The organism is Stutzerimonas stutzeri (assembly GCF_024448955.1).
GTDB lineage: Bacteria > Pseudomonadota > Gammaproteobacteria > Pseudomonadales > Pseudomonadaceae > Stutzerimonas > Stutzerimonas stutzeri_AQ.
Map to the genome: position 1 here is coordinate 67318 of NZ_JAMOIH010000009.1, position 18827 is coordinate 86144.

Sequence of the window (18827 nt, forward strand, 5' to 3'; positions counted from 1 at the left end):
CTGTTCGAGTCCCGAACGCGCATGTCCCAAACGGGCACGGCCCTAACGCGCAAGTTCTGAACGTGCATAATGTCGCCCGGACAACAGGCACGCACGCATGACCGCATCCCTTTCTACTCGCCGCCCACGCTGGCGCAACCTGGCGTTGCTGGCGCTGCTGCTCGCGCCATTGCTCTGGCCATTGCAGCAGCTGACCGAGCGCTACTACCGCAACGAGCTGATCGAACAGAACCGCCAGACGCTGGATCTCTACGTCGCCAACCTGCTTGGCACTTTACGTCGCTACGAAGTCCTGCCGCGCATTCTGGGCGACCTGCCGGACCTGCGCAGCCTGCTGCGTGACAGCCAGAGCCCATCCCTGATCGACCGGGCCAATCGACTGCTGAACCGGCTGCGCCAGCAGACCGGCGCTGATGTCATCTACCTGATGGACACCAACGGCCAGACCCTGGCGACCTCGAATTGGAATGCCGAAGACAGCTTCATCGGCCGCAACTTCGCCTTCCGTCCGTATTTCCGACAGGCCATGGACGGCCAGCTCGGGCGCTTCTACGGCCTGGGCAACACCTCCGGCAAGCGCGGCTACTATTTCGGGGCGCCGGTGCGCGACAGCCAGGGGATTCTCGGTGTGCTGGTGGTCAAGGTCGATCTGGACCACACCGAAACGCTCTGGGGCAATACGCCCGAGCAATTGCTGGTCACCGACAATTTCGGCGTGGTCATCCTTACCTCTCGCCCTGACTGGCGGTTTCGCGCCAGCCGCGCCCTGGATGCCGAAGAGCGCGAGCAGATCGCCTTTGACCAGCCCTACCCCACGATCACGCCACAAAACCTGACGCTGGACATCGAGCGCTGGCTGATCCAGAGCCGCGAGCTGAAGGAAACCGGCTGGACAGTCCGCATCCTGGCACCCATCAACCTGGTCGAGCGCCCAGTGCGCACCGTGGTCGCCATCGGTGGCGCGACCCTCGCCGCACTGCTGCTGCTGCTCGGCCTGTGGATGCAGCGGCGGCGCCACTTGCTGGAACGCATCGCCCTGGATGCCAAGGCTCGGCAGCAGCTCGAACAGCGCGTGCAGGAGCGGACGCGGGATCTGGAAGCGCTCAACAGCCGGCTCAAGCAGGAAGTGCTCGAACGCGAGCAGGCCCAGCAGGAACTGGTCCGCGCTCAGGACGAGCTACTGCAGGCCGGCAAACTGTCGGCGCTGGGCACCATGTCGGCCAGCATCAGCCATGAGCTCAACCAGCCGCTGGGCGCCATCCGCAGCTATGCCGACAACGCCGGTGTGCTGCTCGATCATCAGCGCAACGAGGAGGCTCGCGACAATCTCAGGCTGATCAGCGAGCTCACCGCGCGGATGGCCTCGATCATCGCTCACCTGCGTGCCTTCGCCCGGCGCGACCGCCATGCGCCGGAACGGGTTGCACTGCAACCGGCACTGGACGATGCCCTGGCACTACTGGCCAAACGTCGCCAGGCGATGGGGGTCGAACTGATCCGCGACATGCCCGACGCAACCCTCTGGGTTCAGGCGGGCGAAACACGGCTGCGGCAGATTCTGTCCAATCTGCTGGCCAACGCGCTCGACGCGCTCAACGAGCGACCGCCGGTGCGGCGCATCTGGCTGCGCGCCGAACGCATGGACGATGGCGTGCTGCTGACCCTGCGCGACAACGGCCCGGGGTTTACCGCCGCGGCGCTGGAACGCGCCCGAGAACCCTTTTTCACCACCAAGACAAGCGCCCAGGGCCTGGGGCTGGGGCTGGCCATCTGCGATACCCTAACCCGCGCCCTGGATGGCGAGCTGAAGATGGCCAACCATCCCGAAGGCGGCGCCCAGCTCAGTCTCTATCTGCGATCCGCCGATCCCGGCATCGCCTTCCCCAGCGAGGACTAGCATGACCAGCCAGATCGACCCGCAGTTTCAGGTAGTCCTGGTCGATGACGATCCCCATCTGCGCAAGGCACTGAGCCAAACGCTCGACCTCGCCGGGCTCAAGGTCCTCAGCCTGGGCGATGCGCGCGGCCTGTCGACTCTGTTGCCGGTTAACTGGCCCGGCGTGGTGGTTACCGACATTCGCATGCCCGGTCTCGATGGCCTCGAACTGCAACAGCAGTTGCATGCGCTCGACAGCGAGCTACCGGTTCTGCTGATCACTGGCCATGGCGACGTTCAGCTAGCCGTGCAGGCGATGCGTGCCGGTGCCTACGACTTTCTCGAGAAACCCTTCCCCAGCGAGGCGCTGCTCGACAGCGTGCGTCGCGCCCTGGCGCTGCGTCAGCTGGTACTCGACAACCGCAGCCTGCGTCTGGCGCTGGCCGACCGGCAGCAGCTTTCGATGCGCCTGCTCGGTCAATCGCCGGCCATGCAGCGTCTGAGAGAACAGATCGGTGCGCTCGCCGGCACCCAGGCCGATGTACTGATCCTTGGCGAAACCGGTGCTGGCAAGGAGGTGGTGGCACGCGCGCTACACGACTTATCTAGTCGCCGCGGTGGTCCCTTCGTCGCAATCAACGCCGGCGCACTGGCCGAGTCGGTTGTCGAAAGCGAGCTGTTCGGTCACGAGGCGGGGGCTTTCACCGGCGCGCAGAAGCGCCGCATCGGCAAATTCGAGTTCGCCAATGGCGGCACCCTGTTCCTCGACGAGATCGAAAGCATGAGCCTGGACGTGCAGGTCAAACTGCTGCGCATGCTGCAGGAGCGGGTCGTCGAGCGACTGGGTGGCAACCAGATGATTCCGCTCGACATCCGTGTTATCGCCGCGACCAAGGAAGACCTGCGCCAGGCGTCCGATCAGGGCCGTTTTCGCGCCGACCTCTATTACCGGCTGAACGTCGCGCCGCTGCGCATCCCGCCGTTGCGCGAGCGTAGCGAGGACCTGCTGTTCCTGTTCCAGCATTTTGCCGAGACCGCCGCCAACCGCCACGGACTACCGATCCGCGAACTGCGCCCGGAGCAGCGCGCGCAGTTGCTCAGACATCCATGGCCGGGCAACGTCCGCGAGCTGCAGAACACTGCGGAGCGCTTCGCCCTGGGGTTGGAACTGGGCCTCGATGATCGAGCCCGGCATGCCGACGGCACGGCGGACGCGGCGGGAAATGCGCTCAACGAGCAGGTCGATGCCTTCGAACGAGCGCTGATCGCCGCCGAGCTGGCGCGACCGCACGGCTCATTGCGCAGCGTCGCCGAAGCCCTCGGTCTGCCGCGCAAGACGCTGCACGACAAGCTGCGCAAGCATGGGCTGGTCTTCAGTGATACTGGCGGAACCTCGCCGGACGACGGCGAATAGCTGGCGGATTTCCGCCAGCATGCTGTGCGCCAGTTCACAACGGACATATCCAAGACCGGGTTGCCACGCCGCTGCAACAGTTGCCTGGGCTAGATAACCCACGCCGTCGAATCCGTCCCGAATCGTCAAAAGCTACGAGATAGACATGTCGGCCTGATAAATATTCGTCAGCATTTCGCCTCTACACCAGTAAACTCTCGCACCGCGAGACAAGTGCGTGCTTCTGGCACAGCACTTGCTCTCGCTAATCCATGAGCCGGCAAGCGAGCCTAGCGCGCAGCGATTTTTTCAATGACGCCTAGACTGGTCTTGCTGACTTCACCGAGTTGCCTCGCCAACGCGGCGGCTCAATCCACAACAAGAGGAAACACAACAATGTTCAAGCTGACTGCCACGGCGCTTGCCTGCGCTCTGTCACTGGGTATCGCGGGTCTGGCCCAGGCCGCTGACCCGATCACGATCAAATTCTCCCACGTGGTTGCCGACAACACGCCGAAAGGCCAGGGCGCCAACCTGTTCAAGAAGCTGGTAGAAGAGCGTCTGCCCGGCAAGGTCGAGGTTCAGGTCTACCCGAACTCCTCGCTGTTCGGTGATGGCAAGGAAATGGAAGCCCTGCTGCTGGGCGACGTGCAGCTGATCGCCCCGTCGCTGGCCAAGTTCGAGCATTACTCCAAGGGCGTTCAGGTATTCGACCTGCCGTTCCTGTTCGACGACATCCAGGCGGTAGACCGCTTCCAGCAGAGCGAAGCCGGCCAAGGCCTGCTGCGCTCCATGGAAGACAAGAACATCACCGGTCTGGGCTACTGGCACAACGGCATGAAGCAGCTGTCGGCCAACAAAGAACTGCGCGAGCCGAAAGACGCCCGTGGTATGAAGTTCCGCGTTCAGGCTTCCGCCGTACTCGACGAGCAATTCAAAGCCCTGCGCGCCAACCCGCGCAAGATGAGCTTCGCCGAGGTTTATCAGGGTCTGCAGACCGGCGTGGTCAACGGTGCCGAGAACCCCTACTCGAACATCTACTCGCAGAAGATGCATGAAGTACAGAAGCACATCACCGAGTCCGACCACGGTCTGCTCGACTACATGCTGATCACCAACACCAAGTTCTGGAACGGCCTGCCCGACGATGTTCGCGGCGAGCTGGAAAGCATCCTGGCCGAGGTGACCGTCGAGGTGAACAAGCAAGCCGACGCGCTGAACCAGAAAGCCAAGCAAGACATTTTGGCTGCCGGTACTACCGAGATTCTGGTGCTGACTCCGGAAGAGCGGGCTAAGTGGCGCGAAGCCATGAAGCCGGTCTGGAAGAAGTTCGAGAACGAAATCGGTGCTGACCTGATCAAGGCCGCCGAAGCGTCCAACGCTCAGTAAGCCTGAAGAGAGGGCGGGCACAACTCGCCCTCTCCGTTGCGACAGCTACAACACCGATAGATCAGTGAAAAAAGAACCCGACCAGGCAGTCATCGAGGCAAGGCGATCCCGAGCCTGAGGTCTGGACGAAAACAAGCGTTTTTCATTGCTCTATAAACCGGTCACCACACCGGCTCATGGCGAACGTTCTGTACGCCCGTCAAAACAAAATGCATTCCATCGGGAGATGTCATCCATGAACGCCCTCCGGCGCGTCTGGGACCACTTCGAGGAGGCTTTCATCGCCTTCCTGTTGGCCGCCATGACGCTGGTGACCTTTGTTTATGTGGTCCTGAACAACCTCTACACCATTTTCTACAGCCTCGCGGACAGCTTTCCAGCGGCTGAAGACTTCTTCTTCGCAATCGGCGATTTCGTTATCGGCTTCGCCCAGGCGATGACGTGGAGCACCGCGTTGACCAAGGCGCTGTTCGCCTGGCTGATCTTTACCGGCCTCGCCTACGGCGTACGCACCGCCGGCCATATCGGTGTCGATGCGCTGGTCAAGCTCGCGTCGCGCCCGGTACAGCGTTACATCAGCATCCTCGCCTGTCTGTTCTGCCTGGGTTACGCCGGCCTGATGACGGTGGCCAGTTTCGAATGGATCCAGGCGTTGTTCGTCGCCAACATCGGCGCCGAAGACCTCGGCCATATCGGCGTCAAGCAGTGGCATATCGGCATGATCGTGCCCATTGGTTTTGCCATGGTGTTCATCCGTTTCGTTGAAATCTTCGTGCGCATCCTGCGTAACGAACAAACCGGGCTGGGACTCGCCGATGAGGCCGCCGAGGCACTTAAGCTCGGTGAAGAGGAGCCGAAATAATGACTATCCTGTTCCTCTTCGTGGCGCTGTTCGCGCTGATGTTCATCGGTGTGCCGGTGGCCATTTCTCTCGGCCTGGCCGGCTCGCTGACCATCCTGCTGTTCAGCCCGGACTCGGTCACCTCACTGGCGATCAAGCTGTTCGAGACCTCCGAGCACTACACGCTGCTGGCCATTCCGTTCTTCCTGCTGGCCGGCGCCTTCATGACCACCGGTGGCGTGGCGCGTCGCCTGATCGATTTCGCCAACGCCACTGTCGGTCACATCCGCGGTGGTCTGGCCATCGGTGCGGTAATGGCATGCATGCTGTTCGCCGCGCTCTCGGGTTCGTCGCCTGCGACCGTAGCGGCCGTGGGTTCCATCGCCATCGCCGGCATGGTCCGCTCCGGCTATCCGCAGGCCTTCGGCGCCGGTATCGTCTGTAACGCCGGTACCCTGGGCATCCTGATCCCGCCGTCGATCGTCATGGTGGTCTACGCCGCCGCGACCGAAACCTCGGTAGGCAAGCTGTTCATGGCTGGTGTGGTCCCGGGCATTCTGCTTGGCGTCGCACTGATGGCGGCGATCTACATCATCGCGGTGAAGAAGAACCTTCCGGCAATGCCGCGCGCGACCTTCCGCGAGTGGCTGTCTTCGGCACGCAAGGCACTCTGGGGCCTGCTGCTGATGGTGATCATCCTCGGCGGCATCTACAGCGGCATGTTCACGCCGACCGAAGCGGCGGCGGTGGCGGCGGTGTATTCGGCCTTCATCGCGATATTCGTCTACAAGGACATCACCATTCGCGATTGCCCGAAAGTGCTGCTGGAGTCGGGCAAGCTCACCATCATGCTGATGTTCATCATCGCCAACGCGATGCTGTTCGCCCACGTGCTGACCACTGAGCAGATTCCGCAACAGATCACCGCCATGGTGCTCGAGGCAGGTCTGCAGCCCTGGATGTTCCTGCTGGTGGTAAACATCGTGCTGCTGGTTGCCGGTGCCTTCATGGAGCCGTCGGCGATCATCCTGATCCTGGCGCCGATCCTGTTCCCGATCGCCGTGCAGCTGGGCATCGACCCGATCCATCTGGGCATCATCATGGTGGTGAACATGGAAATCGGACTGATAACACCGCCAGTGGGGCTGAACCTGTTCGTCGCCTCGGCCGTGACCGGTATGCCGGTGACTCAGGTAATCCGTGCAGTCATGCCATGGCTCGCGATGATGCTGGCTTTCCTAGTTCTGATCACCTACGTGCCGTCCATCTCGCTCGGCCTGCCCAATCTGCTGGGGATGTAACCGCTCCAGACGCATCCAGCCCGGCCTTGTGCCGGGCTTTTTTGTGCGCGCTTCAGAGCGCCAACACGTCCGCCGGGCGACGACGGAACCAGCCGGTCAGCGACAGTCGGTCGGTCTGCGTGACCAGCACTTCATGCGGGAAACTCCCCGATAGAAAAACCACCAGATTGCCGGCCAGTGGTGGGATATCCAGGCTCGAACCATCGGCCAGGTACATGCGCAGCTCACCGCCATCGGCCGCTCGCCAATCCGGATTCAGATAGAGCACGGCGCTGACGCAACGGCTGTCGTCATCGCGGAAGCGGTCCAGATGCGTCTGATAGAAGGCGCCGGGCGGATAGAGCGCGAAGTGGCACTCGAACTCTTCCAGGCCGAGAAACAGCTCGCGGTTGAGCGCCTGTCGCAACTCGTCCATCAGCGTCAGGTAGGCATCGCAGACCGCCGCCTGCCCTTCTTCCAGCCAGTGAATGTGGTCGCCGCGAATGCCTTCGCGCACCGCCTGCTCCTCACCGCGGCCAACCCCGGCCGGCGCCAGCGCACCTTCGGCATAGCGTCTGCGGCACTCATCGGCCAGCTGGCGGGTCACATCACTGGAAAGGAAAGCACTCTGCAACGACCAGCCGCGCGTGGCGAGGTCGTCGATGATGGTAGAGAACGGCAAGGACGTGACTCCAATGGGCTGATGGCGTTTCTCTACGGCCTTCGGCAGGCCGGAATAAAACAGCGGATGAGTCTAGCAGCAGCGCTTTCGCTGCTCGACAAGCCCGGGTTGCGACACCGAAAATAAACCGCCGCCACAAAGGAGCTTCCATGCGCGCCCTTATTGCTTGTGTATTGCTTGCCTTCAGTCTGAACGTTTGGGCCGATAGCTACGATGAACTTTACGAGGCGGCGGGCTGGACCGACCAGCGCGCCAACTTTTCCGATGCGCTGACAGCCGCTCAACAACGCTACAAGAACAGCCTGCCGCCAGCGGTTTATCAAGCGCTGGTGACCAACAGCAACCAGCGCTTCGCCGTCGACGCCATCGATCAGCGCGCCAAGCAGGCGCTACGGCAGAATCTGTCCGACCCGCAGCCAGCGCTTGATTTCTTCCAGTCGCCCTTGGGCCGCAAGGTGGTTTCGGCGGAAACTCTGGCGGGCCGTCGCGAGCAGCTGACCCGCTATGAGAATGGCCTGCCGCGCATGGAAGCCGGCAGCAATCGGCAGCTGCTGATCCGCCATCTGGCCCAGGCGTTGCCGGCGGCCGAAGCGGGCGCCGAAGTCAGCCTGGCGTTGGCGGGGGTCGCAGCCGACAGCCTCAGCCAGATGATTCCCGGCCTGCTCGGCGGCGGACAGGCGCAGGGACTGCTGGACAGCCAGCGCGAGCGCTTGCAGCAGCAGGTCGAGAGCGATTTGGACAATACCTTGCTGTACATCTATCGCGACCTCGAGGACGCCGAGCTCGAGCAATTCGTCGAATTCGCTCAGTCGCAAGCGGGCCAGGCCTATTACAAGGCCGCGCTCCAGGCGCTACGTGCCGGTCTGGCGGCCGATACCGGTGGTGCCAAGGTCCAGGCGCAAGCAGCCCGGGACGCTACTTCAGCCGTTCACTGAGGAAATCGAAATACTCGCGGCGCAGCAATTCGCGTTCATTGACCAGATGATGCCGTGCGTCAGGCAGACGCAAAATCTCCGGCGCGGCAAATTTGCTTTCGAGAATCGGCAGGTTGTGCCGCCAGTCGACGGTCATGTCCGCCTCGCCCTGGACGATGATCGGGCTATGGGGGCTCGGCGGCGCACCCTCGATGCGCGGAATCCAGCGTGACAGCGCGCCGACCCAGGCGGTCGGCAGAATGTTCGGCTGCAGCGGATCGCTCGACTGGATGAACTTGAGGAAGGCCGGATCGCCCGAGTTTTCGCTGTAACGTCGGGGGATCTGATTGACGAAGCGGCGCACCACCTCGTAACTGAAGCGGGACCAACCCCAGGCGCGCGGTCGCACCAGCGGCGCCAACAGAATGCCGCGGCCCCGATGCTCCGGCTCGCCGAGCAGATAATCCAGCACGATCGCAGCGCCGGTGCTCTGCCCCAGCAAATGCCAGGGCTGTGGCAACTCTAGCTCGGCGGCTTCGTGCAGCAGGCCCTGCAGCACCGCCTGGTATTCGTCGAACTCGTTGATGCTGGCGCGCGGCCCGCTGGACAATCCATGTCCCGGCAGGTCGCAGGCCAGTACGGCGAAGCCCATTCGCAGCCCCCAATCCACCACGTGCCGATAAAGTCCCATGTGGTCGTAATAGCCGTGCAGGATCAGCAGCGTCGCCACCGGCTGCTCAGGGCTCCAGGCCTGCACGGCTACTTCGTAACCATGTACCGCAAAGCAGCCAAGGCGCCGCCGGACGTTGCGGTGATGAGGCAGATCTAGGCCGTAGTAAGCCTGGTACGCATGTGCATCGGCGGTCAGCTCGGCACCGTGGCTGATAGGGCGCAGCTGAGCGCGCAGTGCATCGGGATCGATTAGCGAAGGCATGACGGGTTTTCTGGCTCGAATTGACGGCGATATTCAGCTCTGCTGCGTGACGTGGCAAGCTGACGCCCCCACCGAAGAGCGCCGCCATGTCCGTACGCCACAAATATCTGATCGCAGCACTCATCGCCCTGCTCTGGGGTGGCGCCATGCTGGCAGCCTTCTGGTGGTTCGAAGCGCGCTATCTGCGCACCTTCGAAGGCGAGCGCGCCGAGCTGTTCTCCGGAGACGCGCTGCAGCTGCCAGCCGAGTTGCAGGGGCCCGGCCCGGTGCGCTTCGTGCATTTCTGGGATCCGGGCTGCCCCTGCAACGTCGGTAACCAGCAGCATCTGCAGGAGCTGCTGAAGCGCTTCGATGGCGCGGGAGCCGAGTTCTATGCGGTGCAAAAACCTGGCAGCACCGGAAGCCTGCCGCAGCAACTGGCGGCGCTGAAACCGCTCGACAATCTCGCGGGTGCCGACCAGCTGCCTGCCAGCCCGGCGGTGGCCATCTGGGACACCCAAGGCCGGCTCGCCTATATCGGCCCCTACAGTGAAGGCGCCGTATGCAGCTCGGACAACAGCTTCGTCGAGCCCATTCTCGAGGCCGTGCTGGCTGGCCGAGAAGTGCGCGCGACGCACTCCCTGGCGGTGGCGTGCTTCTGTGACTGGAAAAAGACATAACCGCCGAATGAGTGAGGATATATCGTCTATTCGTAGACATTTGCAGTGAACTGGATAAAACTGATGGCCATTGGACATAACAACACGGACGCTACCATGGCCAACAATTCCATCTGCAAGCCGACCGCATCATGCTCGGCGTACTCTGGACGATGGCGGTCTATGCCATCGGCCTGTCTTTCTGGAAGGATACGCTCGCCCTTTCCCTGATCGTCGCCGGTGGCACGGCCATCACCATGAGCGTGCTCCGAACGCTGATCGGCGGCACTCGCGCTTATCGTTGCCTGATCGGCGCCGGATTCATGGTGCTTTCCGCGCTGCACATCCAGCAGAGTCACGGCATGGTCGAAATGCACTTCGGCATCTTCGTACTGTTGGCGATTCTGGTGTATTACCGCGACTGGCTGCCGATTGTGGTGGCTGCCTCGGTGATCGCCCTGCATCACGTCGGCTTTTTCCTGTTACAGCAGAGCGGTGAAACCATACGCCTGGTTCACGCGGATGCCGGCTGGCCGGCGATTCTGGTGCACGCAGGTTATGTGGTGGTCGAAAGCATGATTCTGGTGGTGCTGGCCCGTCATGGCGCTCGTGACGCGGCAATCGGCGAGCACCTGCAGCAGACCTCGGCACACCTGCTGCGCGAAGGTCGCCCGATCGACCTCGGTTACCGCAGCCAGGCGACCGATGATTCGGCGCAGCGTTTCAATCAGCTTCTCGGCGAACTTGACGGGCTGGTCAGCCGCGTCGTCGATGCCGGCGCCGAGCTGCACGACACCAGCGGCCATCTGGCGCAAACCACCCGCCGCCTGAACCTGGTCGCCGAAGCCTTGCGGAACAGTACCGATCAGATAGGCCATGCCGTCGGGCAGCTCAGCACTGCGGTGACGCAGGTGTCCGAGGAGACCGAACGGGCGGCGCAAAGCGCGCGGAAGGCCGACAGCGACGTCGCGGCCGGCATTACCGCAGTCGGCGCCGCACAGGCCGGAATCGGTGAGCTGGCCAATGAAATCGGCCTCTGCAGCGACGTCGTACACGCTCTGGCGGCTGATACACAGCAAATCAGCCGGGTGCTCGATGTCATCCATGCCGTCGCGGCGCAGACCAATTTGCTGGCCCTCAACGCTGCCATCGAAGCCGCCCGGGCCGGCGCCCATGGCCGTGGTTTCGCCGTCGTCGCCAATGAGGTACGCCAGCTTGCCCATCGCACCCAGCATGCCACGGAAGAAATCCAGAGCATGACCGGCCAGTTGCAGGAACGTTCGGTCAACGCGGTTCGGGCCATGACCCAAAGCAAGGAAGGCGTCGAGCGCTGTGTCGGCCACACCGAGCAGATTGCCCAGCTGTTGCGAGAGATTGATCGATCCATGGAAGCCGTGCAGTACATCGGCGTCTCAACCCGCGAGCAGCTAGCCAGCGCAAACGAACTGAGTCGGCTCGTCGAGCAGATTCGTGGCATTGCCGCGCAATCCACTGGCGATGCGGCCGAGGTGTCGGCGGACAGTCAACGCCTAGGGCGGCTGGCCGGGCATCTGCTCGACCTTTGCCGACAATTCGAGGTAAGCGGCACGAATCAGCCCGAGCACTCGGCGGTGCCCATCGCCGTCGAGCAACCCGCCTCGATGCCGAGAAACACCGTGCTACGAGTCGATTCGGCGATTCGCGCCAGTCGGTCGATTCAAGCATTGGCGTTGCCCTGAGCGCACCCCACCTGAACCAGGCCGGCGCGCCAGGCTATTGCCCGAGCGCGCCGGATATCCTGTGCATCAGCTATGCGCCGATGGCGGCGCCGCCACCGTGTTGGTGGCCGCCGGACGCCAGTTTTGCGTACTGGTTTCATCCATGGCCTGACGCATGGAGCGTACGCGGCGCTTCTCGGTACGACGGCTGACGTACCAGGCGATGAAGGTCGCGAACGACACCACCAGCAGGATCAGACTGGCTACCGCGTTGATTTCCGGCTTCACGCCCAGGCGCACGGCGGAGAAGATTTCCATCGGCAGCGTGGTCGAGCCGGGTCCGGAGACGAAGCTGGCGAGCACCAGGTCGTCCAGCGACAGGGCGAACGAGAGCATGCCGCCAGCAGCCAGCGACGGCGCGATCATCGGCATGGTGATCAGGAAAAACACCTTCCAGGGCCGCGCGCCGAGGTCCATCGCCGCTTCCTCGATGGATTGATCGAGTTCGCGCAGACGCGCCATCACCACCACCGCGACATACGCAGAGCAGAACGTGGTGTGCGCAATCCAGATGGTCACGATGCCCCGTTGCGCCGGCCAGCCCACAAGCTGCGCCATGGCGACGAATAGCAACAGTAGCGACAAACCGGTGATCACTTCGGGCATCACCAGCGGCGCCGTCACCAGGCCGCCGAACAGCGTGCGACCGCGGAACACCGGAATGCGCGTGAGCACGAAGGCCGCCATGGTGCCCAGCGCCACCGCGGCGATGGCGGTGTACAGGGCAATCTCCAGCGAGCGCATCACCGCACCCATCAGCTGACTGTTATCCAGCAGCCCGACGTACCACTTCACCGACCAGCCGCCCCACACCGTTACCAGCCGCGAGTCGTTGAACGAATAGATGACCAGGATGACCATCGGCAGGTAGATGAACAGCAGCCCAAGCACCAGGATCAGGTTGGAAAAGCTCCAGCGCTTCATAGCTTGCCCTCCAGTTCCTTGGCTTGGTTTCTGTTGAACAGAATGATCGGCACCAGCAGGATCGCCAGCATCACCACCGCCAGAGCGGAAGCCACCGGCCAGTCGCGGTTGTTGAAGAATTCTTGCCAGAGCACCTTGCCGATCATCAGCGTCTCGGGGCCACCGAGCAGTTCGGGAATGACGAACTCGCCCACCACCGGGATGAACACCAGCATGCAGCCGGCAATGATGCCGTTCTTCGACAGCGGCACGGTGATCTTCCAGAAACTCGTGAGGCTGCGCGCGCCCAGATCCGAAGCGGCTTCGAGCAGGCTGAGGTCGTGCTTCACCAGGTTGGCGTAGAGCGGCAGGATCATGAACGGCAGGTAGGAATAAACCACGCCGATGTAGACGGCGACGTCGGTGTTGAGAATGCGCAGGGGTTCGTCGATCAGCCCCAGTCCCATCAGCAGGCCATTGAGGATGCCGTTGCTACTGAGAATGCCCATCCAGGCGTAGACGCGAATCAGGATTGCCGTCCAGGTCGGCATCATGATCAGCAGCAGCAGCACGGTTTGCAGATCCTTGCGCGCCCGGGCGATGGCATAGGCCATCGGGTAGCCGATCAGCAGACACAGCAGCGTGCTGAAGAACGCGATCTTCAGCGAGCCCGCATAGGCCGCCCAGTACAGGTCGTCCTCGCTGAGGAAGATGTAATTGCCGAGGTTGATCACTACCTGCAACTGTTGCTCGGCATAGGCGAAGACCTCCGTGTAGGGCGGGATCGCCACGTCCGCCTCGGAGAAGCTGATCTTCAGCACAATGGCGAACGGCAGCAGGAAGAACAGGAACAGCCACAGGAAGGGTACGCCGATGACCAGTCGGCGCCCGGTATTCAAGCGTGAGCGGCTCATGCCTGCAGCACCACGCCGCTGTCATCCCACCAGTACACGTAAATATCCTCTTCCCAGGTCGGCCATTTCACGTGGCGCTCGGAATTGGCGAGGAACGCCTGAACCAGATGCCCCGACGGCAGTTTGATGTAGTACACCGAGTGCCCGCCGAGATAAGCGATGTCATGCACGATCCCTTTCGCCCAGTTGTAGCCGGGCCGCTGCAATTCCGGTAGCTCGGTACCGATCAGCATTTTTTCGGGGCGCAGCGCGTAGGTAATCTGTTTGTCCTGAGCGCGGGTGCTGATTCCGTGACCCACGTAGATCGGGGTTTCAAGCCCGGGGCAGGCAATGACGGCATGGTCTTCGACGTCTTCGATCAACTCACCGTCGAACAGGTTGACGTTGCCGATGAACTCGCAGACCAGCCGGCTCGCCGGCGTCTCGTAGATATCCATCGGACTGCCGACCTGAGCGATCCAACCCAGATGCATGATGGCGATGCGCTCGGCCATGGTCATGGCCTCTTCCTGGTCGTGAGTCACCATCACGCAGGTCACACCGACGCGCTCGATGATCTGCACCAGTTCCAGCTGCATCCGCGAGCGCAGCTTCTTGTCCAGCGCGCCCATGGGCTCGTCGAGCAGCAGCAGTTTGGGTCGTTTGGCCAGCGAACGGGCCAGCGCCACCCGTTGACGCTGGCCGCCTGACAGTTGATGCGGCTTGCGCTTGGCGTACTGGGTCATCTGCACCAGTGCGAGCATCTCGTTGACGCGCTCCTCGACCTCGGCCTTGGCCAGGCCATCCTGCTTGAGGCCGAAGGCGATGTTCTGCGCCACCGTCATGTGCGGGAACAACGCATAGGATTGGAACATCATGTTGATGGGCCGCTCATAGGGCGGCATATCGGTGATGTCCTGACCGTCAAGGAAGATCCGCCCTTCGGTGGGCCGCTCGAAGCCCGCCAGCATGCGCAGCAAGGTCGACTTTCCCGAGCCCGAACCACCGAGCAGAGCGAAGATTTCGCCCTGGTGAATGCTCAGCGAGACATCATCGACCGCCACCGTTTCGTCGAACTTCTTGGTGACACGGTCGATCTTCAGCAGCACCTGCTTGTTCTGGCTCTCTCCGGTGAGGGCCTTTTTGTAGGCGCTGGAGGCAACGGCCATGCGCGAACTCCCGATTGAAAGAAAAGGGCCCGGACAACGCCGGGGGGTATCGATTCGAGTGAGCGCGGCGCTAGTGAGCCGCCGCGCCCGTGGCCCTTACTGGCCGGACTTTACCTTGGTCCAGCTACGCGTTTTCAGACGCAGCACCTTTTGTGGCAATTCGGCGGAGACATACAGCCGGTCCAGCACTTCTTGAGACGGATATACGGAGGGATCGTTGCGCACTTCCTGATCCATCAACTCGCCCGCGTTCACGTTAGGGTTGGCATATCCCACATAATCGCTGACCTGCGCGATGACCTCCGGTTTCAACAGGTAGTTGATGAATGCGTGGGCTTCGTCGACGTTTTGCGCATCGGCGGGAATGGCCAGCATGTCGAACCAGAGATTGCCGCCCTCTTTGGGAATCGAATAGGCGATGTCGACGCCCTTGCCCGCCTCGTCGGCGCGGGCCGCGGCCTGGAAGACGTCGCCGGAGAAGCCGGCGGCGATGCAGATATTGCCATTGGCCAAGTCGGAAATGTACTTGGAAGAGTGGAAATAGCGCACGTAAGGCCGCACTTCCAGCAGCTTGGCTTCGGCCTTGGCGTAGTCATCCGGATTTTCGCTGTTGGGGTCCAGACCGAGATAGTTGAGCATCGCCGGAATCATCTCGTCGGCCGAATCGAGGAAGGCGATGCCACAGCCGGCCAGCTTCTTGGCGTTTTCCGGCTCGAACAACACGGCCCACGAATCCACCTTCTCGATCCCCAGCGCGGCGGTGACCTTCTCGACGTTGTAGCCAATGCCATTAGTGCCCCAGAGATAAGGCGCCGCGTAGACGTTGCCGGGATCGTTCTTCTGCAATTGCTTGAGCAGGCCCGGGTCGAGATTCTCCCAGTTCGGCAGTTTGCTCTTGTCCAGTTCGCGGAACGCGCCGGCACGAATCTGTTTGCCGAGGAAATGGTTGGAAGGCACTACCACGTCATAGCCGGTGCGACCGGCGAGCAGTTTGCCCTCGAGGGTTTCGTTGGAATCGAAGACATCGTAGACGGGCTTGATGCCGGTCTCCTTCTCGAACGCTTCCAGCGTCGTCTCACCGATGTAATCCGACCAATTGTAGATATGGACGGTGGCGGCCTGCGCAGAGGCGGCGCCGCCAACGGCAGCGGCGATGATGAGCGACTTCAGTGTCGAGTGCATTGGATTGTCCTCTTGTTACAGACCGCGCCTGCCACAGCGGGCGAAAGGCGGGCTGTTTATTGGAAAAACCTCTAAAAATCAACTGACAGAACGCAACTGGCGTGCGTGACCGCCTCAGGATAAGAACGACGCATGAGGCGTGCCGGGCAGAAATATGCGGTTGTATGCATGGCATCCTCCCAAATAAAGCACCGGCACAGCACCCAGGCCGCTCGCGAGAGCCAGCCTGAGCGCCCCAACATCAACGACCCATCAACGGCCGGATTTGATCTTGGTCCAGCTGCGGGTCATGGTCCGCTGGGTCTTTGAGTCCAAGTCGGGGAAGGTGTAAAGCTTCTGCAGCACCGCCTGGCTCGGATAGATGCCCGGATCGGTACGGATCGCCTCATCCACCAATGGAGTCGCCGCTGCGTTGCCGTTGGGGAACTGGACGTAGTCGGTGATTGACGCCATCACCTCCGGCTTCATCAGGTAGTTGAGGAATACATGCGCGCTATCGACATTCTTCGCATCGGCCGGAATGGCCAACATGTCGAAGAAGGTGCCGGCGCCTTCCTTGGGAATGTTGTAACTGACCTTGACCTTGTTGCCGGCTTCCTCGGCGCGCGCCTTGGCCTGGTAGATGTCACCGGAATAGCCGATGGCGACGCAGACGTTGCCGTTGGCGAGATCGGAGATGTACTTGGAGGAATGGAAATAGGCCACGTTCGGGCGGATCTGCATGAACAGTTCCTCGGCCTTTTTCAACTCATCAGCTTTGCTGCTGTCCGGCGCGTGGCCTAGATAGTGCAGCGCCGCCGGGAGGATTTCGGTCGGCGAATCGAGGAACGAGACGCCGCAGGCTTTCAGCTTTTCCATATTCTCGGGCTTGAAGACCAGATCCCAGGAATCCACCGGAGCGTCTTCGCCAAGCACGGCCTTGACCTTCTCGGCGTTGTAGCCGATGCCGATGGTGCCCCACATATACGGGACCGAATAGAGGTTGCCCGGGTCGCTCGGTTGCAGGGCCTTGAGCAGGTCTTTGTCGAGGTTTTCCCAGTTCGGCAGCTTGGATTTGTCGAGTTCCTGGAACACGCCGGCCTTGATCTGCTTGGCCAGGAAGGGGTTCGACGGTACCACCACGTCATAGCCGGAACTGCCCGCCAGCAGCTTGGCTTCCAGCACCTCGTTACTGTCGAAGACGTCGTAAACGACCTTGATGCCGGTTTCCTTGGTGAAATTCTCCAAGGTGTCTTCGGCGATGTAATCGGACCAGTTGAAAACGTGCAGTACCTTTTCTTGGGCCTGCGCAGCGCCAGCGACGGCACCAGCCAGCGTCATCGCGAGTAGGGTCTTGGCAAAGGGTTTCATCCGTGCAGCTCCTGTTGTTGTCATGTATCGGCTAAGGACAGGTCACGCTGAGGCCACCCTCATTGCACCTGGACAGCTAATGGCTGTGCCGGCATCGACACACCCCTCGGTAAGTCAGGCCTGAGCACGCGCGCAGTCTGGCAAGGTCGAGGGCTGTTTTTCAACAGCCCGAACGTTAGTTCACAGCGCTCAGACAAGACCGTCGCCTGCGCGCCCATGGGTCAGCCCAACGCGTCTTTGGCGGTTGCGTCCAGGCACTGCCGAACTTTGCCGATCAGCTCGTCGATCTGCTCTTCGTTTATCACCAGTGGCGGCGAAATGATCATGGTGTCGCCCACCGCGCGCATCACCAGACCGTTGCGGAAGCAGTGCTCGCGGCAGAGCATGCCCACGCCCGGATCGGCGAAACGCTCACGGGTTTTCTTGTTCTTCACCAATTCCAGCGCGCCGAGCATGCCGACGCCACGCGCCTCGCCGACCAAGGGGTGTTCGATCAGCTCACGCCAGCGCGACTGCAAATAAGGTGCCGTCTTCGCCTTGACCCGTTCGACGATTTTCTCTTCACGCATGATGCGGATGTTTTCCAGCGCCACTGCGGCGGCCACCGGGTGCCCCGAGTAGGTGAAGCCGTGATAGAACTCACCGCCCTCGTTGAGCGTGTGCACCACTTCGTCGCGCACGACTACGCCGCCCATGGGCAGGTAACCGGAGGTCAGGCCCTTGGCGATGGGCATCAGGTCCGGCGCGTTGCCGTAATGATCGCTGCCGAACCATTCGCCGGTGCGGCCGAAGCCGCAAATCACTTCATCGGCAACCAGCAGGATGTCGTAGCGGTCGAGAATTTCGCGGATCTTCGGCCAGTAGCTGTCCGGCGGGATGATCACACCGCCAGCGCCCTGGATCGGCTCGGCGATGAAGGCGGCGACCTTGTCTTCGCCCACTTCACGGATTTTGTCCTCCAGCTGCTGCGCGACGCGCACACCGAACTCTTCCGGATCGAGATCACCGCCCTCACCGAACCAGTACGGTTGGTCGATGTGCTCAATGCCTGGAATCGGGCCGTCGCCCTGTTCGTGCATGGCCTTCATGCCGCCGAGGCTGGCACCGGCGATGGTCGAGCCGTGATAGCCGTTCCAGCGGCCAATGACCACCTTCTTCTGCGGCTGCCCCTTGATCGCCCAGTAATGGCGCACCATGCGCAGCACGGTGTCGTTGGCCTCGGAGCCTGAGCCGGTGAAGAACACGTGGTTCATCCCCTCGGGTGCGATGTCGGCAATGGCCTTGGCCAGGGCGAGCGCCGGTGGATGCGCTGTCTGGAAGAACAGGTTGTAATACGGCAGCTCGCGCATCTGCCGGGTCGCGGCCTCGACCAGTTCCTCACGGCCATAACCCAGGTTGACGCACCAGAGCCCGGCCATGGCATCGAGGATCTTGTGGCCTTCGCTGTCCCACAGATAAACGCCCTCGCCACGGGTAATGATGCGCGTGCCCTTGGCGTTAAGCGCCTTGAAGTCGGTGAACGGCGGCAGATGGTGGTCGCGGCTCAGGGCTTGCCATTGCAGGGTTTGCGAATCGCTCATCAGTCACCTCGTTTTGAATGGTTTTATGGTGCCTGCCGTTGCAAAC

The 18827-nt window shown here is 62.0% G+C and carries 16 protein-coding genes; 8 read left to right on the forward strand and 8 right to left on the reverse strand.

The window, feature by feature from the left end; translation table 11 throughout:
• The first annotated feature begins 97 nt into the window (after positions 1-97).
• The 5 genes from NA645_RS11380 to dctM all read left to right on the forward strand — a co-directional run bounded on the left by NA645_RS11380 (position 98) and on the right by dctM (position 6800).
• Entirely contained in the window at positions 98-1897 is a 1800-nt protein-coding gene (locus NA645_RS11380) for a sensor histidine kinase (protein WP_256048901.1), read from the forward strand.
• Position 1898: 1 nt separating this feature from the next.
• Positions 1899-3290: a sigma-54-dependent transcriptional regulator gene (locus NA645_RS11385; RefSeq protein ID WP_256048902.1), complete on the forward strand. Its 1392-nt coding sequence runs from the start codon at positions 1899-1901 to the stop codon at positions 3288-3290.
• A 375-nt stretch (positions 3291-3665) separates the two neighbouring features.
• Complete coding sequence (gene dctP / locus NA645_RS11390; protein ID WP_131649055.1) at positions 3666-4658, forward strand: C4-dicarboxylate TRAP substrate-binding protein DctP; 993 nt, start codon at positions 3666-3668, stop codon at positions 4656-4658.
• A 235-nt stretch (positions 4659-4893) separates the two neighbouring features.
• Positions 4894-5520, forward strand: coding sequence for a TRAP transporter small permease (locus NA645_RS11395; RefSeq protein WP_256048903.1), 627 nt, complete (start codon positions 4894-4896; stop codon positions 5518-5520).
• Positions 5520-6800 (forward strand): C4-dicarboxylate TRAP transporter large permease protein DctM, encoded by a 1281-nt coding sequence (gene dctM / locus NA645_RS11400; RefSeq protein WP_256048904.1) that lies wholly within the window; start codon positions 5520-5522, stop codon positions 6798-6800. The genes NA645_RS11395 and dctM overlap by 1 nt, the downstream gene beginning before the upstream one ends.
• Before the next feature lie 52 nt (positions 6801-6852).
• Here dctM and NA645_RS11405 read toward each other — a convergent pair whose 3' ends face one another.
• Complete coding sequence (locus NA645_RS11405; RefSeq protein WP_256048905.1) at positions 6853-7461, reverse strand: 2OG-Fe(II) oxygenase; 609 nt, start codon at positions 7459-7461, stop codon at positions 6853-6855.
• Between the two features lie 149 nt (positions 7462-7610).
• Here NA645_RS11405 and NA645_RS11410 point away from each other — a divergent pair, with 149 nt between their 5' ends.
• Positions 7611-8396, forward strand: a complete 786-nt coding sequence (locus NA645_RS11410; protein ID WP_256048906.1) for a DUF2059 domain-containing protein — start codon at positions 7611-7613, stop codon at positions 8394-8396.
• On the opposite strand, the gene NA645_RS11415 is transcribed toward NA645_RS11410, so the two are convergent.
• Positions 8377-9309 (reverse strand): alpha/beta hydrolase, encoded by a 933-nt coding sequence (locus NA645_RS11415; RefSeq protein ID WP_256048908.1) that lies wholly within the window; start codon positions 9307-9309, stop codon positions 8377-8379. The genes NA645_RS11410 and NA645_RS11415 overlap by 20 nt on opposite strands.
• Before the next feature lie 86 nt (positions 9310-9395).
• Here NA645_RS11415 and NA645_RS11420 point away from each other — a divergent pair, with 86 nt between their 5' ends.
• Positions 9396-9968, forward strand: a complete 573-nt coding sequence (locus NA645_RS11420) for a DUF6436 domain-containing protein (RefSeq protein ID WP_256048909.1) — start codon at positions 9396-9398, stop codon at positions 9966-9968.
• 131 nt (positions 9969-10099) lie between these two features.
• Entirely contained in the window at positions 10100-11665 is a 1566-nt protein-coding gene (locus NA645_RS11425) for a methyl-accepting chemotaxis protein (protein WP_256048910.1), read from the forward strand.
• Positions 11666-11731: 66 nt separating this feature from the next.
• Here NA645_RS11425 and NA645_RS11430 read toward each other — a convergent pair whose 3' ends face one another.
• The 6 genes from NA645_RS11430 to NA645_RS11455 form a co-directional block, all read right to left on the reverse strand.
• Complete coding sequence (locus NA645_RS11430; RefSeq protein ID WP_131649063.1) at positions 11732-12628, reverse strand: ABC transporter permease subunit; 897 nt, start codon at positions 12626-12628, stop codon at positions 11732-11734.
• On the reverse strand, positions 12625-13506 hold the full coding sequence (locus NA645_RS11435; RefSeq protein WP_256049006.1) for an ABC transporter permease subunit: 882 nt from the start codon (positions 13504-13506) through the stop codon (positions 12625-12627). Before NA645_RS11435 ends, NA645_RS11430 begins: the two co-directional genes overlap by 4 nt.
• Before the next feature lie 11 nt (positions 13507-13517).
• On the reverse strand, positions 13518-14669 hold the full coding sequence (gene potA, locus NA645_RS11440) for a polyamine ABC transporter ATP-binding protein (protein WP_256048911.1): 1152 nt from the start codon (positions 14667-14669) through the stop codon (positions 13518-13520).
• 96 nt (positions 14670-14765) lie between these two features.
• Positions 14766-15851: a polyamine ABC transporter substrate-binding protein gene (locus NA645_RS11445; RefSeq protein WP_256048912.1), complete on the reverse strand. Its 1086-nt coding sequence runs from the start codon at positions 15849-15851 to the stop codon at positions 14766-14768.
• A 252-nt stretch (positions 15852-16103) separates the two neighbouring features.
• Positions 16104-17201, reverse strand: a complete 1098-nt coding sequence (locus NA645_RS11450; RefSeq protein WP_256048913.1) for a polyamine ABC transporter substrate-binding protein — start codon at positions 17199-17201, stop codon at positions 16104-16106.
• Positions 17202-17422: 221 nt separating this feature from the next.
• Positions 17423-18781: an aspartate aminotransferase family protein gene (locus tag NA645_RS11455; RefSeq protein ID WP_256048914.1), complete on the reverse strand. Its 1359-nt coding sequence runs from the start codon at positions 18779-18781 to the stop codon at positions 17423-17425.
• Between the last annotated feature and the right edge of the window lie 46 nt (positions 18782-18827).